This is a genomic window from Streptomyces sp. NPDC030809, from assembly GCF_055572195.1.
The window spans coordinates 8,640-33,055 of sequence record NZ_JBVIDV010000031.1 but is presented as its reverse complement, the minus strand read 5'-3'; the positions used below and the strand labels follow the sequence as shown (position 1 = coordinate 33,055).

The following is a 24,416-nucleotide window of genomic DNA, read 5'->3' as shown; positions in this document are numbered from 1 at the left end:
CGGGGCGCCCGGGCGGTCCCGTCCGAGGCGGCTGCCTCAGTCGGCCACCTCGATCTGGAACTCGACCTCGACGGGCGCGTCGAGCGGCAGCACCGAGACGCCGACGGCGCTGCGGGCGTGCACGCCCTTCTCGCCGAGGACCTGGCCGAGCAGCTCGCTCGCACCGTTGATCACGCCGGGCTGGCCGGTGAAGTCGGGGGCGGAGGCCACGAAGCCGACCACCTTCACGACGCGCACGATCTTGTCGAGGTCGCCGATGACCGACTTCACGGCGGCCAGGGCGTTCAGCGCGCAGGTGGCGGCCAGCTTGTTGGCCTCCTCGGCGGAGACCTCGGCGCCGACCTTGCCGGTGAGCGGCAGCTTGCCCTGCACCATCGGGAGCTGGCCCGCGGTGTAGACGTACGCGCCGGAGCGGACCGCCGGCTGGTAGGTCGCGAGCGGCGGGACGACCTCGGGGAGGGTCAGGCCGAGCTCGGCCAGCTTCGCCTCGGCGGCGCTCATGCCTTCTCCCGCTTCATGTAGGCGACGAGCTGCTCCGGGCCGTTCGGACCGGGCACGACCGCGACGAGCTCGTAGCCCTGGTCGCCCCAGCTGTCGAGGATCTGCTTGGTCGCGTGCACGAGCAGCGGAACCGTCACGTATTCGAACTTCTTCATGCAGGCGAGCGTAGCCCCTGCGGTCCGGTCCGCGAGACCTCGTGCACGCCGGGCAGGGCGAGTGGTTAGGCTCGGTGCGTGAGCAGGCTCCAGGTGGTCAGCGGCAAGGGCGGTACCGGTAAGACCACGGTCGCCGCGGCACTCGCGCTCGCCCTCGCGACCGAGGGCCGGCGGACCCTCCTCGTGGAGGTCGAGGGCAGGCAGGGCATCGCGGGGCTCTTCGGCACGGAGCCACTGCCGTACGAGGAGCGGAAGATCGCCGTGGCCCCCGGCGGCGGCGAGGTGTACGCCCTGGCGATCGACGCCGAGCGGGCCCTCCTCGACTACCTCCAGATGTTCTACAAGCTGGGGTCCGCCGGGCGGGCGCTGAAGAAGCTCGGCGCCATCGACTTCGCCACGACGATCGCGCCGGGGCTGCGGGACGTGCTGCTGACGGGCAAGGCCTGCGAGGCGGTGCGGCGCAAGGACAAGTCGGGCCGGTACGTCTACGACCACGTGGTCATGGACGCCCCGCCGACGGGCCGGGTGACCCGCTTCCTGAACGTGAACGACGAGGTGGCCGGGCTGGCCCGGTTCGGGCCGATCCACAACCAGGCGCAGGCCGTCATGAAGGTGCTCAAGTCCCCGGAGACGGCGGTGCACCTGGTGACCCTGCTGGAGGAGATGCCGGTCCAGGAGACCGCCGACGGCCGGGCCGAACTGGCGGAGGCGGGGCTCCCGTTGGGGCAGGTGATCGTCAACATGGTCCGCCCGCACCACCTCGACGAGGCGGCCGTACGGGCGGCCGCGGGCGAGCAGCGGGCCGAGGTGGCCCGGGCCCTGTCCCGGGCGGGGCTGGGCGGGGCGCGCCGCGGCGGTCTCGCGGAGCGGCTGGTGGACCCGCTGCTGGAGCAGGCCGCCGAGCACGCGGAGCGGGTCGGGCTGGAGCGGGCGCAGCGCGCCGTGCTGGACGGGCTCGGGGTGCCCACGTACGAACTGCCGCTGCTCGGCCGGGGGATGGATCTGGCGGGGCTGTACGAGCTGGCCACGGAGCTGCGGAAGCAGGTGAGCGCCGAGTGAGCGGGGCGATGACGGCGGCGATGGGGGCGGACGCCCCGGCGCGGCTGGACGTGGACCGGCTGCTGGACGACCGGACCACGCGGATCGTGGTGTGCTGCGGCGCGGGCGGGGTCGGGAAGACGACCACGGCGGCGGCGCTGGGGGTGCGCGCGGCCGAGCGGGGCCGGCGGGTGGTGGTCCTGACCATCGACCCGGCCCGGCGGCTGGCGCAGTCGATGGGCATCGACTCGCTGGACAACACCCCGCGGCGGGTGGCCGGGGTGGGTGCGGCGGACGGCGGCACCAGCGGTGACGGCGGTGCCGGGGGCGAGCTGCACGCCATGATGCTCGACATGAAGCGGACCTTCGACGAGATCGTCGAGGCGCACGCGGACCCCGAGCGCTCCCGGGCGATCCTGGAGAACCCCTTCTACCAGTCGCTGTCGGCGGGCTTCGCCGGCACGCAGGAGTACATGGCCATGGAGAAGCTGGGCCAGCTCCGCGCGCGGGACGACTGGGACCTGATCATCGTGGACACCCCGCCGAGCCGGTCGGCGCTGGACTTCCTGGACGCGCCGAAGCGCCTGGGGTCCTTCCTCGACGGGAAGTTCATCCGGGTGCTGATGGCGCCGGCGAAGGTCGGCGGCCGGGCGGGGATGAAGTTCCTGAACGTCGGCATGTCGATGATGACGGGCACGCTCAGCAAGCTGATGGGCGGCCAACTCCTCAAGGACGTGCAGACGTTCGTGGCTGCGATGGACACGATGTTCGGCGGCTTCCGGACCCGCGCGGACGCCACGTACCGGCTGCTCCAGGCTCCGGGCACGGCCTTCCTCGTGGTCGCGGCGCCCGAGCCGGACGCGCTGCGCGAGGCGGCGTACTTCGTCGAGCGGCTGGCCGAGGAGGACATGCCTCTGGCCGGACTCGTGCTCAACCGCGTGCACGGCAGCGGGGCGGTGCAGCTCTCGGCGGAGCGGGCACTGGCCGCCGCAGAGAATCTTGACGAGGGCGGCATTGTGGATCAGGAGCCCGGGAAGGCTGGAGTGGACCCCGGCACCACTCCCCGGGACGGCTCCCCCGCCGCAGTGGACGAGATCACGGCCGGACTGCTCCGCCTCCATGCCGAACGGATGCAGGTGATCGCACGCGAACAGCACACGCGCGACCGGTTCACCTCGCTGCACCCCGAAGTGGCGGTGGCCGAGGTGGCCGCCCTGCCCGGCGATGTGCACGACCTCGCCGGGCTGCGGGCCATCGGTGATCGACTCGCGGCCGGCGGTCCGGCCGGAGTGTAGGTTCCGCCGGCCTACCCGGCGGCTGCGTACGTCTCGTACGCGATCTCTGCGTCGGTGTCGACGTCAACGGTCAGGATGCCCGTGCTGCGCTCGTACTCCGTGCGCGCGGTTTCGAGCAGCCTGCGCCAGGAGGTGACCGTGGGACGGCGGCGTAGGAGTGCGCGCCTCTCCCGCTCGGTCATACCACCCCAGACGCCGAACTCGACGCGGTTGTCGAGTGCGTCCGCCAGGCATTCGGTCCGCACCGGGCAACCGGTGCACACCGCCTTGGCCCTGTTTTGCGCTGCACCTTGAACGAACAGTTCATCCGGATCGGTAGTGCGGCAGGCTGCCTGCGCACTCCAGTCGGTAACCCAGCCCATCTCGGCGCCGTCCTCTCCCGAATCGAGGCTCCCCCACGGCGGCAGCGGCATATTCACCGCTGCCAGTTGAGGACGTTACGGAAGGCGAGGACAGCGCAACACCCCCGACGGGCCCAATCTTGAATGGTCCGAACGGACTATGCGTAAGCGGCAGATCACCCGACGGAGTGACCGCACGACATGCCGGACCCTTCAGGCAATCCGGGTCAGACGACTCAACCCGGCGGGGCACCGACCGCGACATCCGGGGAATTCGGACATCAGTCCACCCTTTTCGGGAAGGGTGAAAGTCGCATCGAGGGGTTGATGTACGGCTGTGCTGCTGTGACAGTTGAGTGCAGCTTAGGCCAAGGGTGATGCCCCCTGGGTGACTTGTGCCTGCGCGCGGGGAAGAGGCGCGCCTTCACGTCTGCTCGGCCTTCCGGCCTTGCAGCATCACATCAGGGGCCGTCAAGCCGTGGCCACAACTGAACCTCTTGTCACTATAGGCATGCCGCGGGCTCCTGTCCGGCGAACGCGGAAATGCCCCGCCCGCCTGCGGTGACGCGAGGGCGGACCCGCCGGCCCGGACGCGACCGACCGCCCCGGGGCAGGGTCCCGGTCCGGCCGGACTGGCTCGATCGCTCCACTCGGGGCAACGAGCCGGATGTGACTTCGGTTGCGGCATCGGCGATGTGGATCACCATACATAGCCACAAAGCTGGACAACTCGGACATTCACCCATCGCAGGCCGCAGGCATACACGTATGTCCGGCGGAGGAGAACGTAGGCTTCCCCCCATGCCAAAGAAGCGCTCGGGCGGAGGGCTCACGGGGAGCCAGCAGGCCGCCAAGTTCCTCGGGGTCTCCGTTCTCTCCGGAGTCGTGCTGGCCGGTATCGCGATCCCCGCCGCGGGCGCGCTCGGCCTGGCGGCCAAGGGCACCGTCGAGGGATTCGACGAGATCCCCGCCAACCTCAAGACGCCGCCGCTGAGCGAGCGCACCACCATCCTCGACTCCGAGGGCGGGCTGATCGCGCAGGTCTACTCGCGCGACCGCAAGGTGGTCCCGCTGACGGCCATCTCCCCGTACATGCAGAAGGCGATCGTCGCGATCGAGGACTCGCGCTTCTACGAGCACGGCGCGATCGACCTCAAGGGCATCCTGCGCGCGGTCAACCGCAACGCCCAGGAGGGCGGCGCGGCCCAGGGCGCGTCCACGCTCACCCAGCAGTACGTGAAGAACGTCTTCGTGGAGGAGGCCGGGGACGACCCGGCCAAGGTCGCCGAGGCCCAGCAGAAGAGCCTCGGGCGCAAGGTCCGCGAGCTGAAGTACGCGATCCAGGTCGAGGAAGAGCTCGGCAAGAAGAAGATCCTGGAGAACTACCTCAACATCACCTTCTTCGGGCAGCAGGCGTACGGCATCGAGTCCGCCGCGCAGCGCTACTTCAGCAAGCCCGCCCGGGACCTCACCCTGCCGGAGTCGGCCCTGCTGGCCGGCCTGGTCCAGTCGCCGAGCCGGTACGACCCGGTGAACGACGAGGAGGAGGCCCGGCAGCGGCGCAACACCGTGCTCCAGCGGATGGCCGACATAAGGGACATCTCGCAGGCCGAGGCCGACCAGGCGAAGAACAGCCCGATCAAGCTGAAGGTCACCAAGCCCAAGAACGGCTGCATCACCGCCGTCAGCGGCGCCGGCTTCTTCTGCGACTACGTCCGCGCGACCTTCCTGTCCAACCCGGTCTTCGGGAAGACGAAGGAGGAGCGGGCCAAGATCTGGAACCAGGGCGGCCTGACCATCCGGACCACCCTCGACCCGCAGTCGCAGGAGTCCGTGAACGCCTCCATCAAGGAGCACGTCTACCAGAACGACAAGGTCGCGACGGCCGTCACCCTGGTGCAGCCCGGCACCGGCCGGGTGCTCGCGATGGGCCAGTCCCGCCCGTACGGCTTCGGCACCAACGAGACGCAGATCAACTTCTCGGTGGACCGCAAGCTGGGCGGCTCGAACTTCGGCTTCCCGACCGGCTCGACCTTCAAGCCGTTCGTCGCGGCCGCCGCCCTGGAGCGGGGCATGCCGGCCACGAAGATGTACGCCTCCCCGTACGAGATGGAGTACCCGAGCCCGGTCCAGACCTGCAGCGGCGACCCGTGGGTCAACACCAACGGCGAGCGGGTCCCGAACGAGTCCGAGTCCGAGGTCGGCCCGTACGCGATGAAGGAGGCCATGGCCAAGTCGGTCAACACGTACTTCGTGGAGATGATCGGCGAGATGGGCCTGTGCCCCCTCAAGGAGATGACCCAGAAGCTCCGCGTGATCCGCGCCGACGGCAAGAAGCTGCCCGACAGCCCGGCCATCTCGCTCGGCACCGAGGGCATGTCCCCGCTGACCATGGCGAACGCGTACGCGACCTTCGCCAACCGCGGCACGTACTGCTCGCCCGTCGCCATCGAGTCGATCACCGACTCGCGGGGCAGGGCGCTGACCGTGCCGAAGTCCACCTGCGAGCGCGTGATGTCGGAGAGGACCGCCGACACCGTCAACACGCTGCTGCTCGGCGTGGTCGACTCCGGTACCGGTCTGTCGGCCGGCCTGAGCGACCGCGACAGCGCGGGCAAGACCGGAACCACCGACTCCCGCCACAACGCCTGGTTCGTGGGCTACACCCCGAACATGGCTGGCGCCACGTGGGTCGGCTCGCCCGGCGACCACCAGGTCTCGATGGAGAACATCACCATCGGCGGCCAGTACTACGACAAGGTCTACGGCGGCGGGCTGCCCGGCCCGATCTGGAAGGACGCCGTGTCCGGCGCCCTGGCCGGCCGCGAGGCCCCCGGCTTCAACACCGTCAACATCCCCGACGCGCCGAACCCGGCGGGCGGCGGCAAGGGCAAGTCCGGCAAGAAGCGCAAGCCCGGCAAGGGCCGCGGCGGCGACGGCAAGCCCGGTGACGGCCGGCCCGGCGGTGCCGCGGCGGCCGGGATGACGGCCGGCGCGACCGGCGGCGAGGACGGCGGCGCCGGGGGGATCACCCTGCCGGAGCTGCCGACGGACCCGGGGCTGCTGGGCGGGACGGACGGCTGACGGCCTGAACGCGTCCTGCTGACGGCCTGAACGCGTCCTGCCCGGGACGAGGTGAAAAGGAGAGGGCCCGACCGCCGCAGCGGTCGGGCCCTCCTCTCGTGGTGCAGGCAGTGGCGCAGGCGTCAGGCCAGGAGCTGCTTGACGACGGCGGCGACGCGGCCGCCCTCCGCCAGCCCGGCCACCTTCGGGTTCACGATCTTCATGACGGCGCCCATGGCCCGCGGCCCCTCGGCACCGGCCGCCTTGGCCTCCTCGACGGCCTGCGACACGATCGCGTGCAGCTCCTCGTCGGTCAGCTGCTTGGGCAGGTACTCGGCCAGGACCTCGCCCTCGGCGGTCTCACGCTCGGACTGCTCGGGACGGCCGCCCTGCGCGAAGGCGTCGGCGGCCTCGCGGCGCTTCTTCGCCTCCTTGGTGATCACCTTGAGGATCTCCTCGTCGGAGAGCTCGCGGGCGACCTTGCCGGCGACCTCCTCCTTGGTGATCGCGGCGAGGGTCAGCCGGAGCGTGGACGAGCGCAGCTCGTCGCGCGCCTTGATGGCGGCGGTGAGGTCTTCCTGGAGCTTGGCCTTGAGCGTGGTCATGGCATTGAGTCTGCCAGGTGCCGGACCGATGGCGCCTACCGGTTTTCCGTGTCTGCGACCATGGGGGGATGCGCGCGCGTTACGGAACAGGGTTCAAGGTCACCGCTGGAATCGCCGCGGCGGGGGCCGCCGGACTGGCCTACGCGGCCGGGTTCGAGGCCCGGTCGTTCCGGCTGCGCCGGGTGACCGCGCCCGTGCTCCCGAAGGGCATGCGGCCGCTGCGCGTCCTCCAGGTCTCGGACATCCACATGGTCCGCGGGCAGCACAAGAAGAAGCGCTGGCTCCAGTCCCTGGCCGGGCTGCGGCCCGACTTCGTCGTCAACACCGGCGACAACCTCTCCGACACCGAGGGCATCCCGGACGTCCTGGACGCGCTCGGCCCGCTGATGTCCTTCCCCGGCGTGTACGTCTTCGGCTCGAACGACTACTACGGGCCCCGGCTGCGCAACCCCGGGCGCTACCTCGTGGAGAAGGTGCAGGGGCGGCACGGGCTGAACGGCAACAAGCCGGTGGTCGGGGCGGTGCACAACCCGTGGGAGGACCTGCGGGACGCCTTCGACGCGGCCGGCTGGATCAACCTCACCAACACCCGCGGCCGCCTGAAGCTGCCCGACCTGGACCTCGCCTTCACCGGCCTGGACGACCCGCACATCAAGCGGGACCGCTACGCGATGGTCGAGGGCGGCCCGGTGGCGGACGCGGACTTCTCGGTGGCGGTGGTCCACGCCCCGTACCTGCGGGCCCTGGACGCCTTCACGGCCGACGGGTACCCGCTGGTCCTGGCCGGGCACACCCACGGCGGCCAGCTGTGCATCCCCTTCTACGGAGCCCTGGTCACCAACTGCGACCTGGACACCGACCGGGTGAAGGGCCTGTCCACGCACGAGGCCGGCGGGCACCGCTCGTACCTGCACGTCTCGGCGGGCTGCGGCACCAACCGCTTCACCCCGGTCCGCTTCGCCTGCCCCCCGGAGGCCACCCTCCTGACCCTCGCCCCGGCCCCCTGAGCCCGGCCGCGAAAACCGGATTTCGTCTCCGGGCGCGGGTCCGCTAAAGTAATCGATGTCGCCAGGGCAGAGGACAGCTCACCAGGGCGGCGATCGGGGTGTAGCGCAGCTTGGCAGCGCGCTTCGTTCGGGACGAAGAGGTCGTGGGTTCAAATCCCGCCACCCCGACTTCGTAAGACCAGATCAGGGGCCTGATCCACGAAAGTGGATCAGGCCCCTGACTGGCGTTTGCAGCCCTTCGGTGTGGGAGGTGGCGGGTGGCCGAGCCCCTGGTGCGGGTGCCGGTCGGGGACGGGGCCGGGGCGTGGAGCAGCCGGGCGACCGCGCGCAAGGTGCTGCTGGTCGTGCACAACGTCACGTCAGCCGGGCGGCTGCTGGACGTGCTCCCGCTGTTCCGCGACGACTTCCGGGTGCAGCTGCTGGTGACCTCGACCGGGTCTTCGGTGTTCCAGGCGGGGGTGCGGGAGCTGTTCGACGGGCTGGAACTGCCCGTGCTGCCCTGGGAGCAGGCCCTGGCCACCCCGGTGGACCTGGCGGTGTCCGCGAGTTTCGGCGGTGAACTGCACGCGATTCAGGGCAAGTTGAGCATTCTGTCGCACGGTGTTGGATATACTAAGAAGCTGGCAAAAGCCGGGAGCCGGGAGCCGGGAGCCGGGAGCCGGGAGCCGGGAGCCGGGAGCCGGGAGCCGGGAGCCGGGAGCCGGGAGCCGGGAGCCGGGAGCCGACGTTCGGGTTGTCGGCCGAGTGGCTGCTCGCCGGGGGCGAGCCGTACGTGGACGGGCTCGTGCTGTCGCATCCCGAGCAGGTCGGGCGGCTGCGCCGGGCCTGTCCGGAGGCCGCGGGGGCGGCGGTGCTCGGCGGGGACCCGTGCTTCGACCGGATGCTGGCCGCCCGGCCGTACCGTGAGCGGTTCCGGCGGGCGCTGGGCGTGCGCCGCGGGCAGCGGCTGGTGCTGCTGAACTCCACCTGGAACCCGGAGGGTTTCTTCGGGAACGGCGGCGGACAGGACCTGCTGCCGGGCCTGCTCCCACGGCTGGCCGCCGAGCTGCCGGCCGACGGGTACCGGACGGCCGCGGTGCTCCACCCGAACGTCTGGTACGGGCACGGCCCCGGGCAGGTCCGGGCCTGGCTGGACCGGGCCCGCCGCGGCGGACTGGCCCTGATCGACCCCGTGCACGCTTGGCGGCAGGCGCTGCTGGCCGCGGACTTCGTGCTGGGCGACTTCGGTGCGGTCTCGTACTACGCGGCGGCGCTCGGGATCCCCGTGATGCTGGCGGCGGCCGGTGAGGACCGGCTGGACCCCGAGGCCCCGCTCGCGGAGTTCGTACGGGAGGCCCCGCGGCTCGATCCGCACGGGCCGCTGCGGGAGCAGATCGAGGGGGCCATCGCCGCGCACCGGCCGCTGCCCGGGCCGGCCGGGTTCACGAGCTCGGCCCCCGGTGCCTCGGCCGCCCTGCTGCGCCGGCACTTCTACGGGCTGCTGGAGCTGCCGGAGCCCGAGGGACCCGCCCTGCTGGAGCCGCTGCCGCTGCCGCCGTACGAGCCGCCCCGGCGCACGGTCCCGCTGCACGTGTGGACGTACGTCGACGGCGCGGAGGTCACGGTCGAGCGGACCGCGGCACGCCCGCAGCGGTCGGACGGGAGCGCGCACCTCGCGGTCCACGAGGACACCCTGGATCCGGAGGCCCTGGAGCAGGCCGCGGTGGTCTGGCGGGAAGGGAGCCCGGACGATCCCCGCTTCGGCGGAGCGGTGGCGTGGACCGCCGAGGTGCTGCGCCGGTACCGGCACGCCGCGGTGGCCGCGTACGTGACCGGGCCGCACGGGGCGACCGTCCGGGTGCGGGACCACGGGGTGTTCCGGCTGTCGGGCGGGCCGGGGGCCGACGCCGATCCGGCGGCCTGCGCCTCCGCGCTGGCCGCCTGGTGCGCCGCAGGCGGCCGGGTGCCGGCGGAGGGGACCGCCCTCCGGGTGCACGCGGGCGGCGGGGTGCACCCGGTGGCGGTGGCGCCGGACCCCGGCGGCCGCCGGCGCGAGCCGAGGCCTACATCACCCGCCCACAACCTCCCGGGACAGAACACCTAGCCCGCGACCTCGCAGCGCAGGCGCAGGGCCGCCAGGTAGCCGAGGTGCGGGACCGCGCCGGGCGGGAGGAGGCGTTCGGCGGTGGCGATCTCCGCGAGGGCCTCGGTGTTCGCGCCCTGGTCGTGGAGGGTCTCGGCCAGATCGGTGAGGGCGCGGGCCTGGTTGTACGCCTCTCCGCGCCCGGCGAAGAACTCCGCCGCGGCCGTCAGCAGGGCGCGGGCCTCTTCGTACCGGCCCATGCCGCGCAGGGCCCGCCCCCGGTGCCGCCCGGACAGGGCGAGGGCGCGCGGCAGGTCCTCCGCGCCCTCCGCGCCGGGGGTGATCCTGCCGTAGACGGCCTCGGCGGCGGCGAAGCGCTCGTGGGCCGTCTCGTAGCGCCAGCGCAGGAGCTGGTGCAGGCCCTGGAGCTCCACGCAGGAGGCCTCGCCGCGGAGGTGTCCGGCCTCGCGTTCGGCCCGCGCGGCGGCCTCGGCCGCCCGGTCCGCCTCCTCCCACCGGCCGAGTTCGCCCAGGCAGTGGGCGAGCTGGAAGTGGAGGGCGCCGGCGGTACGGGATCCGGGGTGGTGCTCGTCGGCGCAGCGGGCGGCGGCCCGGAGGGCGGGCAGCACCTCGTCCCAGTGGCCGGCCTTGAGCTGGAGGGGCCACAGGGCCCGGGCCAGGCGCAGGGCGGTGGTGGTGTGCCCGTACTCCTGGGCGAGGGACACGGCCCGGACCAGGTTGCCCGCCTCGGCGGCGAGCACGGCCACCGCCTCCGCCTCGTCGCGGTACGGGGTCCCGTGGGCGGGGGCCGGCTCGGTCCGCCAGCTCTGCGGCAGGGCGGCGTGGGCCGCGTGGAGGGCCAGGTCCCGCAGGCATTCCAGGGTGCGGGAGACGGCTGCGGAGCATGCGGGGATCCCGTGCTCGGCTGCGGCCGTGTCCGCGAGGTACCGGCGCACCCCGGGGCGGAAGCGGTGGCGCCCGTCGGGCAGGGGTTCCAGGAGTCCGGCGGCGGCCGCTTCGGCCAGGAGGGCGGCCGCCTCCGGCTCGGTGGTGCCCGCTGCGGCGGCGGCGAGGCGGGCGCTGACGGACGGCCAGCCGCCGAGGGCGGTCAGCCGGCAGAGCCGGGCGGTCCCGGGGCGGACCCGGAGGCAGGCGCCGTGTGCCGCGGTGCGGACCGGGTCGCCGGCCGCGGCCGCGGACCCGGGCTCGGGTGCGGACGGCCCGTCGGGGAGCGGCTCGTCCCGCAGGCGCAGGGCCGAGGACCTGAGGGCGTAGGCGTTCCCGGCGCAGCGGGCCAGGACGGCCGTCCGCTGCTGCCTGGCCCGCGCGGCCTGCTCCCGGCCGGCGACCCGCCCCACCAGCTTCCAGGCGTCCCGGTCGCCCAGCGGCGGCACGGGGACGGGCTCGGCTTCCAGGGGGAAGGGGGAGCCGGACACGACGACCAGCAGGAAGACCCCGGGGGTGGCCGGGATCAGGCCGCGGACCTGGGCCGGGGAGGAGGCGTGGTCGATCACCAGCAGCGCCCGGCGTCCGGCGAGCAGCTGCCGGCAGAGCTCCTCGCGGCCCGCCTCGGTGGGCGGGATCCGGTCGGGGGCGACCCCCATCCGGCGGAGCAGGCGCAGCAGGACCGCGGCCGGGGCCGGGCCGAGGTCTCCGGGGCCTTCGCGGAGGTCCACGTAGAACTGTCCGTCGGGGAACAGGTCGTGGCTGGTGGCCCCCAGGTGCAGGGCCGTCTCGGTGGTGCCGATGCCGGGCGGTCCGTAGAGCAGCGCGGCCCGCGGCCGGCCGGCGGCGGGGCGGGTGGCCTCGCGCCGGAGCTGCTTGAGGACGTCCTTGCGATCGGTGAAGTGCCGGGTGGCCGGGGGCAGTCCGGCGCCCACCGGGAGGGCCGCCCCGGGGTGCGGGCCGCGGGACGGGCCGTGGGGCGGGAAGCTCCGCAGGAGCAGGGACCACTCCGCGGCCTGCCGGGGGTCTTCGCCCAGCCGGGCGTGCAGCCGGCCGGCCAGCGCCTCCCAGCCCTCGGGGTCCTCGGGCAGCGGGGTCTCCCGGCCGGTGGCCCGGCGGGCGAGTGCGCCCGTGGACAGCAGGAGCTGTTTGCCCATTTCGCCGGCGGCGCCGTTGCCCACCGCGGTGAGGAAGGCGGTCAGCGCGCCGAGCGCCACGATCTCCAGCATGTCGGTCCCTCCCCAGGTCCCCGATCCGCCACTCGCCGGACTGTATCCCCGCACCGGCGGCCCGCGGATGCATTCGGGACAACACCGGCCCCGTGCCGGGCCGCAACGGGTTGCGGCGGCGGTTCCGGGGCGGCCGGACGGGCCGCGCGGGCCGGGCTCGTCAAGGAGGCGTTAAGCGCGGGGCGGGGGGCGTATGGAGGGCGTCAAAGGCGGTGGGGGCGGGGGTGGGGAGGGGGTGTGATGGGGGTGGCCGGTTGGCCGAATCCGTATCGTCCTCTCATTTCAGGAGCTTGCGATGGCCGATCTGGCCTTCGTTCTCACCACGGTCGCGGTCTTCGCGCTGGTGGGTCTCGCCGCCCGGGGGGTGGCGAAGCTGTGAGCGTCGAGAACATCGTCGGGCTCGTCGTGGCCGTGGCCCTGCTCGGCTACCTCGTCCTCGCCCTCGTCAAGCCGGAGAGGTTCTGAGCCGGCATGACTGCGCAGACCGCTGGGGTACTCCAGCTGCTCGCCCTGGCCGGCGCCCTCGCGCTGGTCCACCGCCCGCTGGGCGACTACATGGCCCGGGTCTACTCCTCCGAGCGGCACTACCGGCCGGAGAAGTGGATCTACAAGGCGATCGGGGCCGACCCGGACACCGAGATGCGCTGGCCCGCCTACCTGCGCGGGGTCCTGGCCTTCTCCGCCGTGAGCGTGCTCTTCCTGTACGCGCTGATGCGGCTCCAGGGGGTGCTGCCCGGCTCGCTCGGGTTCGCGTCCATCGATCCGGACCAGGCGTTCAACACCGCCGCGTCCTTCGTGGCGAACACCAACTGGCAGTCGTACGCCGGTGAGCAGGCCATGGGCCACGTGGTGCAGACCGGTGGGCTGGCGGTGCAGAACTTCGTGTCCGCCGCCGTCGGCATGGCCGTGGCGGTGGCGCTCGTACGGGGCTTCGCGCGCTCGCGTACCGGCGGACTGGGCAATTTCTGGGCGGACCTGGTGCGGGGCACCGTGCGGATCCTGCTGCCGCTGTCCGTCCTCGGCGCGCTGGTGCTGGTGGCCTGCGGGGTGATCCAGAACTTCTCCGGGATCCACGAGGTCGGCCAGTTCACGGGCGGCTCGCAGCAGTGGAACGGGGGCGCGGTGGCCTCGCAGGAGGTCATCAAGGAGCTGGGGACCAACGGCGGCGGCTACTTCAACGCCAACTCGGCCCACCCGTTCGAGAATCCGGGGCCGTTCTCCAACCTGTTCGAGATCTTCCTGATCCTCGTCATCCCCTTCGCGCTCACCCGGACCTTCGGCCGCATGGTCGGATCGGTCCGGCAGGGCTACGCGATCCTGGCGACGATGGCGACGATCTGGCTGGTCTTCACCGGCCTGATGATGGGGACCGAGTTCGCCCACCACGGCCCGGCGCTCCAGGCCGCCGGCGGTGCGATGGAGGGCAAGGAGACCCGCTTCGGGATCGGCGCCACCTCGATCTTCTCGGTGGCCACCACCCTCACCTCCACCGGCGCGGTGGACGGCTTCCACTCCTCCTTCACCGGCTTCGGCGGCGGGATCCAGCTGCTCGGCATGCAGCTGGGCGAGATCGCGCCCGGCGGGGTCGGCTCCGGGCTCTACGGCATGCTGGTCATGGCGGTCATCGCGGTGTTCATCGCCGGTCTGATGGTGGGACGCACCCCGGAGTACCTGGGCAAGAAGATCGGCACCCGCGAGATCAAGTTCGCGGCCTGCTACATCCTCGTCACCCCGGCGCTGGTGCTGTGCTTCACGGCCGCCGCGATGGCCCTGCCCATCCCGCCGCACTCGATGCTCAACTCCGGGGCCCACGGCTTCTCCGAGGTGCTGTACGCCTACACCTCCGGCGCCAACAACAACGGCTCCGCCTTCGGCGGCCTCAACGCCGACACCCAGTGGTACAACACCACGATCGGACTGGCCATGCTGCTGGGGCGCTTCCTGCCCATGGTCTTCGTCCTGGCCCTGGCCGGCTCCCTCGCCGGGCAGCAGCCCGTGCCCGAGACGGCGGGCACCCTCCGCACCGACAAGCCGCTCTACGCGGGCCTGCTCGTCGGCACGATCGTCATCGTCACCGGCCTCACCTACTTCCCCGCCCTCGCGCTGGGTCCGCTTGCCGAAGGGCTCGCCTCATGAGCACCATCACCCCCACCCGTACCCCGCACCAGGAGGCGCCCGCCGGCCGCGAGCCGGGCGAAGGGCGCGTGGGCGGCGGCCTGTTCGACCCGAAGCAGCTGCTGAAGTCCTTTCCGGAGGCGGTCCGCAAGCTCGATCCGCGGGTGATGGTCAAGTCCCCGGTCATGTTCGTGGTGCTGATCGGCTCGGTCCTCACCACCGCCCTCGCGGTCAAGGACCCGGGCGACTGGTTCGGCTGGGCGATCGCCGCCTGGCTGTGGCTGACCACGGTCTTCGCCAACCTCGCCGAGGCGGTGGCGGAAGGCCGCGGCAAGGCCCAGGCCGACACCCTGCGCAAGGCGAAGAGCGACACCGTCGCCCGCCGCCTGACGCAGGACGGCCGGGCCGAGGAGTCCGTGCCCGGCACCGGGCTGCGCATCGGCGACCTCGTGGTCTGCGAGGCCGGGGACGTCATCCCCGGGGACGGAGACGTGGTCGAAGGCGTCGCCTCGGTCGACGAGTCGGCGATCACCGGCGAGTCCGCCCCCGTCATCCGCGAGTCCGGCGGCGACCGGTCCGCCGTCACCGGCGGTACGAAGGTGCTGTCCGACCGGATCGTCATCAGGATCACCACCAAGCCCGGCGAGACCTTCATCGACCGCATGATCGGCCTGGTCGAGGGCGCTGCCCGGCAGAAGACCCCCAACGAGATCGCCCTCAACATCCTGCTGGCGTCTCTCACCGTCGTCTTCCTGCTGGCCGTGGTCACCCTGAAGCCGTTCGCCGTCTACGCCGGGGCCGACGGGCAGACCTCGATGATCGTGCTGACCGCCCTGCTGGTCTGCCTGATCCCCACCACCATCGGCGCCCTGCTCTCGGCCATCGGCATCGCCGGCATGGACCGCCTGGTGCAGCGCAACGTACTCGCCATGTCCGGGCGCGCGGTCGAGGCCGCCGGGGACGTGTCCACGCTGCTGCTCGACAAGACCGGCACCATCACCCTCGGCAACCGGCAGGCCGCCGAGTTCGTCCCCGTCAAGGGCACCACCGCGGCCGAGCTCGCCGACGCCGCGCAGCTGTCCTCGCTCGCCGACGAGACCCCCGAGGGCCGCTCGGTCGTGGTCCTGGCCAAGGAGGAGTACGGGCTGCGCGAGCGGCACCAGGGCGAGCTCGCCCACGCCACGTGGATCGAGTTCACCGCCCAGACCCGCATGTCGGGCGTGGACGTGGACGGCCGCAAGGTCCGCAAGGGCGCGGCCGGTTCGGTGATCGCCTGGGTGAACGAGCGCGGGGGCGAGGTCGCGCAGGACGCGCAGGCACTGTCCGAGGCGATCGCGCAGGCCGGCGGCACCCCGCTGCTGGTGGCCGTGGAGGACGCCGACGGGGCCCGGGTCCTGGGGGTCGTCCACCTGAAGGACGTGGTCAAGCCGGGCATGCGGGAGCGGTTCGAGGAGCTGCGCCGGATGGGCATCAAGACCGTCATGATCACCGGTGACAACCCGCTCACCGCGAAGGCCATCGCCGAGGAGGCGGGCGTCGACGACTTCCTCGCCGAGGCCACCCCCGAGGACAAGATGGCCCTCATCAAGCGGGAGCAGGCGGGCGGCAAGCTGGTCGCGATGACCGGCGACGGGACGAACGACGCCCCGGCCCTGGCCCAGGCGGACGTGGGCGTGGCGATGAACACCGGCACCTCGGCCGCCAAGGAGGCCGGGAACATGGTGGACCTGGACTCCGACCCGACCAAGCTGATCGAGATCGTGGAGATCGGCAAGCAGCTGCTGATCACCCGGGGTGCGCTGACCACCTTCTCCATCGCCAACGACGTCGCGAAGTACTTCGCGATCATCCCGGCCATGTTCGCGGTCGCCTACCCCGGGCTCGACAAGCTCAACATCATGGGGCTGGCCTCCCCCGAGTCGGCCATCCTGTCGGCCGTCGTCTTCAACGCCCTGATCATCGTGGCCCTCGTGCCGCTCGCCCTCAAGGGCGTGCGCTACCGGCCCACCAGCGCGGACCGGATGCTCCGCCGCAACCTCGGCCTCTACGGACTCGGCGGCCTGATCGCCCCGTTCATCGGCATCAAGCTCATCGACATGCTCCTCTCCCTCATCCCCGGAATCGGCTGACCGACATGAACACTTCCGTCTCCAGCACCGCCCGGCTGCTCGGCGCGGGCCTGCGCGCCCTGCTCGCCCTGACCGTGGTCTGCGGGGTGCTCTACCCGCTCGCCGTCACCGGCGCCGCCCAGGCCCTCTTCCGCCACCAGGCCAACGGCTCGGAGATCAAGGACGGGAGCGGCCGCGTGGTCGGCTCCTCCCTCATCGGGCAGGCCTACGACCTGCCGAAGAAGGACCCGGGCAACCCCGAGGAGGCCGCGAAGCCGGACCTGCGGTGGTTCCAGCCTCGGCCCTCGGCGGGACTGGGCACCAACTCCGTCAACACCCAGTACTCCCTGCTCCTGTCCGGCGCCACCAACAAGGCCGCCGACAACCCGGACCTGGTCGAGGCGGTCACCGCGGCCAAGGCGGCCGTCGTCGCCGACAACTCCACCCCCGGCCACCCGGTCCGGCCCCAGGACGTGCCCGCCGACGCCGTCACCTCCTCCGGCTCCGGACTGGACCCGCACATCTCGCCCGCGTACGCCGCGCTCCAGGTCCGCCGGGTCGCCGAGCGCAACCACCTCACCGCCGCGCAGGTCGGGAAGCTCGTGGCGGAGCACACCGAGGGCCGCACCCTCGGCTTCATGGGCGAGCCCCGCGTCAACGTGCTGGAGCTCAACACCGCCCTCAAGGCCCTGGCCGGAGCCTGAGGTGCCGGCCCGGGTCCTCGTGGTCGAGGACGACCCCCAGCTCGTGCGCGCACTGAAGATCAACCTCGCGGCACGGAAGTTCGAGGTGGAGGAGGCCCGCGACGGGGCCGGTGCCCTGCGGCTGGCCGCCTCCCGCCGGCCCGACGCGATCCTGCTGGACCTCGGCCTGCCCGACATGGACGGCATCGAGGTGATCCACGGGGTGCGCGGCTGGAGCCGGGTCCCGATCCTCGTGCTCTCCGCCCGGCACACCTCGGAGGAGAAGGTACGGGCCCTGGACGCGGGCGCCGACGACTACGTGACCAAGCCGTTCAGCATGGACGAGCTCCTGGCCCGGCTGCGCGCGGCCACCCGCCGCGGGGCCGCGGCCGCCGGGCCGGACCGCCGGGTCACGCGGGTGGAGACCGCCGACTTCACGGTGGACCTGGCGGCCAAGAAGGTCCGGCGCGGGGAGGTGACCGTACGGCTCACCCCGACCGAGTGGCACCTGCTGGAGATCCTCGTCTCGCACCCGGGCCACCTGGTCGGCCGGCACCGGCTGCTCCTGGAGGTGTGGGGACCGTCGTACGGCGACAACAGCAACTACCTGCGGGTCTACATGGCGCAGCTGCGCCGCAAGCTGGAGTCCGACCCCTCGCACCCCCGCTACCTCATCACCGAACCGGGCATGGGCTACCGCTTCGAGCCCTGAGCCCCGGCGCAGCGGCGAGGGCCCGCCGTCGGACGGCGGGCCCTCGCCGCGTGCCGTCCCGGGCCGACGTTCAGGTCCGTGCAGGTGCATTCCTCTGACCCTTACGGCGGACCGCCCGCGGGCGCACAGTCTCCCTGGGCCGGAACCGCGCCCCGTCACCCAGGAGGTCGGAGAGTTGGACACCAAGGAGAGCGCCCTGAGCGCTGCGGAACTGCTGGAGACCGCGCACAAGGCGGTCCAGCAGGGCTTCCCCTGCGACGACCGGCTGGCCCGGGCCGCGCTGCACCTCATCGAGTGCGCCACGGACGTCGTCGTACGGCTGCCGGACCGCGATCTCGACTCGGCCCGCGAGGCGCTCGGCCTGGCCCGGGCGGCGGTGGTGACGGCCACCACCGCCGTCCGGGAGGTGCACGACCGGGCGCGTACCGCACCGCTGGAAAAACCGCTCGCCGAACCAGGCATTCCGCCCGGTAACCCGCGGGTGTTCTGCGGAATTGACCGATAGCGGCGCCCATTCGCGCCACCCGGACCGGCCCTGCGCCCGTCGTCGGCTTGATGCCGGCGGCGGGCGCAGGGCTTTGTCATGTGTTTCCGGCACGTGCCCGCGAGGCCGTCGAGCTGCATCTCCGTGCACCGGCTGCACGTCCGTGCACTGGATTCAGACTTGTGCACTGCACAAGTCTGACCTTATTGGCCCTCAAGCGGTTTCCAAGAATGAACTCGTGAGCGGACGAGCCGCCCACACACCGGGAAGAGGAGCCCCCGAGCATGTCGGTCACCGCCCTGAAGTCGAAGACCTCCGCCGCCCGCCGCGTCGCGCAGACCGCGGTGATCGCCACTGCCGCCGCCTTCGCCCTCGTCACCGCCGGCGGGCTCGCCGCCGCCGACGAGCAGGCGGCCTCGACCGCCCCGGCCGCCACCGCGGGGCCCGCCGAGGTCGCACCCGAGGACCACGGCTGGGACTGACCGGAACCCGGATCTCCAGCCGCTTTTCCCCACACCAGCACACCGGAGGAAGCACCACCATGACGATCAGCCCCGCCCTTGAGACCGAGCACGGCGACCTCGACCTCTTCGGTCCCGAGATCGAGCTGCGCAGCCGGATCACCGTGGAGCTCGTGGACCACACCGCCTCCGACCTCGGCGTCGTACGGGCCGCCCGGGTCTCCACCGCAGGTGAGGAGGCACACCGCGAGGAACGCGGCGAGGAATACATGGGCGGACTCATCCGCTATTTGATGCGCAGCCGCCACGGCAGCCCCTTCGAGCACAATTCCATGACGTTCCTGGTGCACGCGCCGATCTTCGCGATCCGCCACATGATGCGGCACCGGATGTGGTCCTTCAACGAGGAAAGCGCGCGTTACAAGGACCTGAAGAACGTGTTTTACGTCCCGGACCGCGACCGCGCCCTCAAGCAGGAGGGAAAGCCCGGCCACTACCAGTACGTTCCGGGCAGCGAGCAGGACTACGAGCTCATGAGCGAGGCCACCAGCGGCGCCTACCGGGCGGCATTCCGCGAATACCAGCGCATGCTCGACGCCGGCATCTCCCGCGAGCTGGCCCGCATGGTCCTGCCGGTCGCGACCTTCTCCACCGTCTACGCCACCTGCAACGCCCGCTCCCTCATGCACTTCCTGGGCCTGCGCACCAACCGCGCCGACGCGGCCTACGTATCCCACCCGCAGCGCGAGATCGAGGTCGTCGCGGAGCAGATGGAGGCGGAGTTCGCCCGGCTCATGCCGCTCACCCACGCCGCGTACGAGAAGTTCGGGCGCGTCAGCCCCTGACCGGCACCGCCGGGGATACGGAGGTCTCATCCGTGCGCGTCACGGTCTACGCGGGATCGGCCCTGGGAAACCGGGCCGCCTACAGCGACGCCGCAGCCCTCTTCGCCAAGGAGCTGGTCGCGGCAGGGCACGACATCGTCTACGGCGGAGGCGCGGCGGGCCTCATGGGCGTGGTCGCCGACTCCGCCCTCGCCGCCGGCGGGCGGGTCACGGGAGTCATCCCCGCCCACCTCGTCGACGCGGAGGTCGCCCATCCGGGGCTGACCGAACTGCACGTGGTCGACACCATGCACCAGCGCAAGCAGAAGATGGCCGACCTGGCCGACGCCTTCGTGGCGCTGCCGGGCGGAGTGGGCACCGTCGAGGAAATCCTGGAGGTGTGGGCCTGGCTGATCCTCGGCCGGCACACCAAGCCCATGGCGCTGCTGAACGTCGAAGGCTACTGGGACCGCATGCACCGGCTGATCTGCCGCATGTCGTCCAGCGGCTTCCTGCGCGAGCAGGAGGTCGGCACCCTCGCGTCCGTGGGCGACGCGGCCGGCTTCCTGGAGCTCGTACGGGACTGGGAGCCCCCGCCACCGCGGTGGGGCTGAACGAGAGAAGAAGCCATGTCGGTACTGAATGTGGAGAGCGCGGCCGGCACGGCTGCCCAGGTGACCGTGGTGGACGGCTACGTCCCGGTCATCGACCTGAGCTCGGCGCGCACGAGTGAGGCGGCGGACCGCCGGCTGGCCGCGGTGATCGACGAGGTGTGCCGCACCAGCGGCTTCCTCGTGATCGTCGGCCACGGGGTCCCCGAGGACACCATCGCCGGAATGTACCGGGCCACCCGCGAGTTCTTCGCGCTGCCCGCGGAGGTCAAGAACGGCCTGCTGGCCGACCCCTCCGACCCCCTCATGCGGGGCTTCGGGCGCAAGGGCAGCCTGGCCGCCTCCAACGCGGACGCCGAGGTCGAGCAGGAGCGCGCGCTCCCCGACATCTCGGAGACCTTCACGGTCAACCGGCTGGGCGAGCCGGACGGCGGGCAGGCCCTGCCGGCCGACGCCGACCCGGCGCTCGCCACCCCGAACCGGTGGCCCGAACTGCCCGGATTCACCGAGGCGTACCGGGGCTACTACGCGGCGATGGAGGTCCTCGCCGGGGACGTCATGCGGCTGTTCGCCCTCGCCCTCGGCCTGCCCGAGGACTGGTTCGAGGACAAGATCGAGCGCCACATGACCAACCTGACCGCCAACTACTACCCGCAGCAGCCGGAGCCCCCGGCCCCGGGCCAGCTGCGCAAGGGCGTCCACAGCGACTGGGGCAGCCTGACGATCCTGTACCAGGACCAGGGGGCGGGCGGCCTCCAGGTCCTGGACAAGGCGGGCCAGTGGCTCGACGTGCCGTACATCGAGGGCTCGTTCGTCGTGAACATCGGCGACCTGATGGCGATCTGGACGAACAACCGGTGGGTGAGCACGGTCCACCGGGTGGTCAACCCGCCGCGCGAACTGGCGGGCCAGGAGCGGTACTCGGTGCCCTTCTTCCACCAGCCCGCGTACGACGCGCTCATCGAGTGCATCCCCACGTGCACGGGCCCGGGGAACCCGCCCCGGCACGAGCCCGTCCGCTCGGGCGCGTACATCACCGGCAAGTTCCGCCGGGCGTACGGGAACTGACCGGCATGGCCGCCAGACCGGTCCTGCTGCTCGGTTCGGCGGACGACACGGCGCAGTGCCTGCTGACGGCCGCCCGGTCCCTGGGCGTCCCCGTCCACCTGGCCGGCCATCCGGAGGCGGGAGGGGACGCCGGCGGGCTGCGCGGGCAGTGCGCGGGCACGGTCCTGGCCGATTTCCGCCGCCCCGCCCAGGCCGTCGGACGGCTCGCCGCGTACTGCTCCCGGCAGGGCATCGGCGGGGTGGCCGCCGGCGGGGAGCCCCTGGCCCCGCTGGCGGCCGCGGTGGCGGACGCACTCGGGCTGCCCGGCCATCCCCCGGGCCGGGCGGCCGCCGCCGGCGACCGGTGGCGGACCGCGCAGACCCTGCTGGCCCACGGGGTGCCCGGTCCGCGCACCCTGGCCGTCCGCTCCCCCGGGACGGCCGAGGCGCGGCGGCGGGCCGCCGGGCTGGGCTTCCCGGTCGTGGTCCGGTCCGCCGGGAGCGCGGGCCCGGCCGGCGCCGCGGTCGTGTGGTCGGCCCGGGAGCTCCCGGAGGCCGTACGGCGGGTGCTGGAGCGGTCCGGTGGTCCGGCGCCCGGGACCGGCCCGGCGCCGGTGGCGCTCGTCCAGGAGTACCTGGAGGGGCCCGAGTACCGGGTGGAGACCCTGCTGCGGTCCGGCCGGTGCGGGCACCTCGCGATGCTGCGGACCGCCGACGGGGACGGGCCGGTACGGCGGCCGGCCGGGCACACCCTGCCCGCGGGGCTGCCGGACGGGACCGCCTCGGCGGTGCTGTCCGTGGTCGAGCGCGGGCTGGCGGCGCTGGGCCTGCGGGACGGGCTGGCCCGCACCGCACTGCGGATCACCGCGGCCGGGCCGCAGCTCCTGACCGTGGGCACCGCCGCTCCCGAGGCGCCGGTGGTGCAGCTGATCGAGCAGGCCACCGGGGTCAGCACGGCCCGGGTGTACCTGCAGGCGGTGCTCGGCGAGCGGCCGGAGCTCCTGCCCCACCCGGTGCGGCCCGCCGCCCTCCGCTTCGTGACCACCACGCGGCACGGGGTCTTCCACGGCCTGCGCGGACTGCTCGCCAGCCCGCACGTGGCGGCCGTCCGCTCGTACGTGGATCACGGCGAGCGGGTCGGCGAGGGGCCGGGCGGCGCGCCGGAGCCGGTCCCGACGCGGCTCGGGCACGTGATCGTCACGGCGGCCGGGCCCGACCAGGCCGACGCGCGGGCGGCCGAGGCCCTGGCGGGCATCTCGGCGCACGTCGGCGGCTGAACCCGCGCTCCCCGCTCCCGCGTACGCCCCCCACACGTACGCACCCCCCACTCACGCACGTACGCACCTCCCCCACTCGCGCACGTGCCATTCGCGCACGTCCCCACATCCCCATCGAACGGCACCGACCGGAGGAACGACCATGAAGGGAACGCAGGATCCGGTACGGCGGATCCTCGGCATCGGCTGGCGGCTGCACGGTGACGGCCGGGCCCCGCGGCCCGGCGCGGCCGTGCTGCCGGACGAGCGGCTCTCCTGGCCGCGCACGGTGGGCCTCGGGGCCCAGCACGTGGTGGCGATGTTCGGCGCCACCTTCGTGTTCCCGGTGGTGATGGGCCTCGACCCGAACCTCGCGATCATGATGTCGGGCGTCTCCACCGCGGTGTTCCTGCTCGTGGTGCAGGGCAGGATCCCGAGCTACCTGGGCACGAGCGCCTCCTTCGTCGGCGCGGTCACCGCGATCCGGGCGGCCGGCGGCAGCTCCGCCACCGTGACCGGGGCGGTGCTCGTGGCGGGGCTGGTCCTGGCCGCCGTCGGCCTGCTCGTCCACTTCGCCGGGCCGGGCCTGGTCAACAAGGCCTTCCCGCCGGTGGTCGCGGGGGCGGTGGTGCTGCTGATCGGGCTGAACCTGGCGCCGGTCGTGGCCGACATCTACTGGCCGCAGGACCAGTGGACCGCGCTCGCCACCATGGCCGTGGTGATCGCCGCCGGGGTGCTGCTGCGCGGCTTCTGGAGCCGGCTGGCCGTCCTGGCGGGCCTGGTCTTCGGGTACGTGCTCTCCTGGGTCCTCGACAAGGCCGCCGGGCCGATCACCGCGGCCGGGCCCACCGGCGAGGTGACCCGCCACCTGCGGGTGCAGCTCGGCGAGGTGGCGAAGGCCGACTGGTTCGGGCTGCCCGCCATGCACGCGCCCGGCTTCAGCACCTCCGCGATCCTGCTCGTCCTGCCCGGTGTCATCGCCCTGCTCGCCGAGAACACCGGCCACATCAAGGCGGTCTCCGAGATGACCGGCAAGGACCTCGACCCGGTCCTCGGCCGCGGCATCCTCGGCGACGGGCTCGCCACCGTCGTCTCCACCGCGGTCGGCGGCGCGCCGACGACCACGTACGCGGAGAACATCGGCGTGATGGCCGCGACCCGCGTCTACTCCACCGCCGCCTACTGGATGGCGGCGGCCGCGGCCCTGGTCTTCGGCCTGTGCCCGAAGTTCGGTGCGCTGGTCGCCGCCACCCCGGGCGGGGTGCTCGGCGGGATCACCGTCGTGCTCTACGGGATGATCGGGCTGCTCGGCGCCAAGATCTGGATCAAGGCGGGGGTGGACTTCTCCGACCCGGTCAACCTGGTCCCGATCGCGGCCGGTTCGGTGCTCGGCATCGGCGGGGTCACCCTCCAGGTGACCGACACCTTCTCGGTCAGCGGGATCGCGCTCGGCACCCTGGTGACCCTGGCCGGATACCACGCGCTCGCCCTGGTCCGCGGCCCGGGCCGGACGGCGGACGCGGCAACCACGGGCGCGGCGACCAGGGCCGCGGACACCTCCGCGAGCACGGCCGCCGACCCGGACCCGGCCGTCGTGCCGGACCCGGCCGTCGTGCCGGACCCGGCCGCCGACCCGGACCCGGCCGTCGTGCCGGCCCCCGCGCCGGACGCATCGGCCGCACCCGCCGCGCCACCGGCCGCGGTCCCGGCCGCCGCCAAGACCCCCGCCGGGGTCGGCGGCTGACCGGAACGGCGTCCTCCCGCACCACGACGGGCGGGGGGGGGGGGGGGGGGGGGGGGGGGGGGGGGGGGGGGGGGGGGGGGGAGGGTGGGGGGGGGGGGGGGGGGGCAGAGAAGAGAGCAAGGGAGAGAAG

The 24,416-nt window shown here is 72.9% G+C and carries 22 protein-coding genes and 1 tRNA gene; 18 read left to right on the top strand and 5 right to left on the bottom strand.

Translation table 11 applies throughout. The features are described 5' to 3' along the window. Positions 1-36: 36 nt before the first annotated feature. Entirely contained in the window at positions 37-501 is a 465-nt protein-coding gene (locus ACZ407_RS31060) for a RidA family protein (protein ID WP_468134140.1), read from the bottom strand. Then, positions 498-656, bottom strand: coding sequence for a DUF4177 domain-containing protein (locus tag ACZ407_RS31055; protein WP_468134138.1), 159 nt, complete (start codon positions 654-656; stop codon positions 498-500). The genes ACZ407_RS31060 and ACZ407_RS31055 overlap by 4 nt, the downstream gene beginning before the upstream one ends. Before the next feature lie 78 nt (positions 657-734). Between ACZ407_RS31055 and bagA the strand changes: the two genes are divergently transcribed. Further along, on the top strand, positions 735-1,715 hold the full coding sequence (gene bagA / locus ACZ407_RS31050) for an ATPase BagA (protein ID WP_468134136.1): 981 nt from the start codon (positions 735-737) through the stop codon (positions 1,713-1,715). 20 nt (positions 1,716-1,735) lie between these two features. After that, complete coding sequence (gene bagB / locus ACZ407_RS31045) at positions 1,736-2,989, top strand: ATPase BagB (protein ID WP_468134224.1); 1,254 nt, start codon at positions 1,736-1,738, stop codon at positions 2,987-2,989. 11 nt (positions 2,990-3,000) lie between these two features. Here bagB and ACZ407_RS31040 read toward each other — a convergent pair whose 3' ends face one another. Then, complete coding sequence (locus tag ACZ407_RS31040; RefSeq protein WP_468134222.1) at positions 3,001-3,351, bottom strand: WhiB family transcriptional regulator; 351 nt, start codon at positions 3,349-3,351, stop codon at positions 3,001-3,003. 780 nt (positions 3,352-4,131) lie between these two features. On the opposite strand from ACZ407_RS31040, the gene ACZ407_RS31035 reads away from it, so the two are divergent. Further along, a complete protein-coding gene (locus ACZ407_RS31035; protein ID WP_468134134.1) occupies positions 4,132-6,414 on the top strand; it encodes a transglycosylase domain-containing protein in 2,283 nt (760 codons plus the stop codon). Positions 6,415-6,536: 122 nt separating this feature from the next. Here the strand turns inward: ACZ407_RS31035 and ACZ407_RS31030 are convergent, their stop codons facing one another. Then, on the bottom strand, positions 6,537-6,998 hold the full coding sequence (locus ACZ407_RS31030; RefSeq protein WP_468134132.1) for a GatB/YqeY domain-containing protein: 462 nt from the start codon (positions 6,996-6,998) through the stop codon (positions 6,537-6,539). A gap of 68 nt (positions 6,999-7,066) precedes the next feature. On the opposite strand from ACZ407_RS31030, the gene ACZ407_RS31025 reads away from it, so the two are divergent. The 3 genes from ACZ407_RS31025 (at position 7,067) to ACZ407_RS31015 (ending at position 10,088) form a co-directional block, all read left to right on the top strand. After that, a complete protein-coding gene (locus ACZ407_RS31025; RefSeq protein WP_468134130.1) occupies positions 7,067-8,005 on the top strand; it encodes a metallophosphoesterase in 939 nt (312 codons plus the stop codon). A 94-nt stretch (positions 8,006-8,099) separates the two neighbouring features. Continuing rightward, positions 8,100-8,173 (top strand) — tRNA-Pro (locus ACZ407_RS31020). A 565-nt stretch (positions 8,174-8,738) separates the two neighbouring features. Next, entirely contained in the window at positions 8,739-10,088 is a 1,350-nt protein-coding gene (locus ACZ407_RS31015; protein WP_468134128.1) for a hypothetical protein, read from the top strand. Here ACZ407_RS31015 and ACZ407_RS31010 read toward each other — a convergent pair. After that, entirely contained in the window at positions 10,085-12,241 is a 2,157-nt protein-coding gene (locus ACZ407_RS31010) for an ATP-binding protein (protein ID WP_468134127.1), read from the bottom strand. The genes ACZ407_RS31015 and ACZ407_RS31010 overlap by 4 nt on opposite strands. Before the next feature lie 375 nt (positions 12,242-12,616). Here ACZ407_RS31010 and kdpF point away from each other — a divergent pair, with 375 nt between their 5' ends. The 12 genes from kdpF to ACZ407_RS30950 all read left to right on the top strand — a co-directional run bounded on the left by kdpF (position 12,617) and on the right by ACZ407_RS30950 (position 24,286). After that, positions 12,617-12,706: a K(+)-transporting ATPase subunit F gene (gene kdpF / locus ACZ407_RS31005; protein WP_468134126.1), complete on the top strand. Its 90-nt coding sequence runs from the start codon at positions 12,617-12,619 to the stop codon at positions 12,704-12,706. 6 nt (positions 12,707-12,712) lie between these two features. Next, positions 12,713-14,377 carry a potassium-transporting ATPase subunit KdpA gene (kdpA, locus tag ACZ407_RS31000; protein WP_468134124.1) on the top strand — a complete coding sequence of 555 codons (1,665 nt, stop codon included), beginning with the start codon at positions 12,713-12,715 and terminating at the stop codon, positions 14,375-14,377. Further along, positions 14,374-16,485, top strand: a complete 2,112-nt coding sequence (gene kdpB / locus ACZ407_RS30995; RefSeq protein ID WP_468134122.1) for a potassium-transporting ATPase subunit KdpB — start codon at positions 14,374-14,376, stop codon at positions 16,483-16,485. The genes kdpA and kdpB overlap by 4 nt, the downstream gene beginning before the upstream one ends. Before the next feature lie 5 nt (positions 16,486-16,490). Continuing rightward, complete coding sequence (locus tag ACZ407_RS30990) at positions 16,491-17,168, top strand: potassium-transporting ATPase subunit C (protein WP_468134120.1); 678 nt, start codon at positions 16,491-16,493, stop codon at positions 17,166-17,168. A gap of 1 nt (position 17,169) precedes the next feature. After that, a complete protein-coding gene (locus ACZ407_RS30985; protein ID WP_468134118.1) occupies positions 17,170-17,859 on the top strand; it encodes a response regulator in 690 nt (229 codons plus the stop codon). Between the two features lie 175 nt (positions 17,860-18,034). Beyond that, positions 18,035-18,364 (top strand): hypothetical protein, encoded by a 330-nt coding sequence (locus tag ACZ407_RS30980; protein ID WP_468134116.1) that lies wholly within the window; start codon positions 18,035-18,037, stop codon positions 18,362-18,364. Positions 18,365-18,627: 263 nt separating this feature from the next. Then, positions 18,628-18,825, top strand: a complete 198-nt coding sequence (locus tag ACZ407_RS30975; protein ID WP_468134114.1) for a hypothetical protein — start codon at positions 18,628-18,630, stop codon at positions 18,823-18,825. A 59-nt stretch (positions 18,826-18,884) separates the two neighbouring features. Beyond that, complete coding sequence (gene thyX, locus ACZ407_RS30970; protein ID WP_468134112.1) at positions 18,885-19,649, top strand: FAD-dependent thymidylate synthase; 765 nt, start codon at positions 18,885-18,887, stop codon at positions 19,647-19,649. Positions 19,650-19,681: 32 nt separating this feature from the next. Further along, a complete protein-coding gene (locus tag ACZ407_RS30965; protein WP_468134110.1) occupies positions 19,682-20,242 on the top strand; it encodes an LOG family protein in 561 nt (186 codons plus the stop codon). A 15-nt stretch (positions 20,243-20,257) separates the two neighbouring features. After that, complete coding sequence (locus tag ACZ407_RS30960) at positions 20,258-21,307, top strand: isopenicillin N synthase family dioxygenase (RefSeq protein ID WP_468134108.1); 1,050 nt, start codon at positions 20,258-20,260, stop codon at positions 21,305-21,307. A 5-nt stretch (positions 21,308-21,312) separates the two neighbouring features. Continuing rightward, positions 21,313-22,563: an ATP-grasp domain-containing protein gene (locus tag ACZ407_RS30955; RefSeq protein WP_468134106.1), complete on the top strand. Its 1,251-nt coding sequence runs from the start codon at positions 21,313-21,315 to the stop codon at positions 22,561-22,563. Between the two features lie 142 nt (positions 22,564-22,705). Then, a complete protein-coding gene (locus ACZ407_RS30950) occupies positions 22,706-24,286 on the top strand; it encodes a uracil-xanthine permease family protein (RefSeq protein WP_468134104.1) in 1,581 nt (526 codons plus the stop codon). Positions 24,287-24,416: the final 130 nt, after the last annotated feature.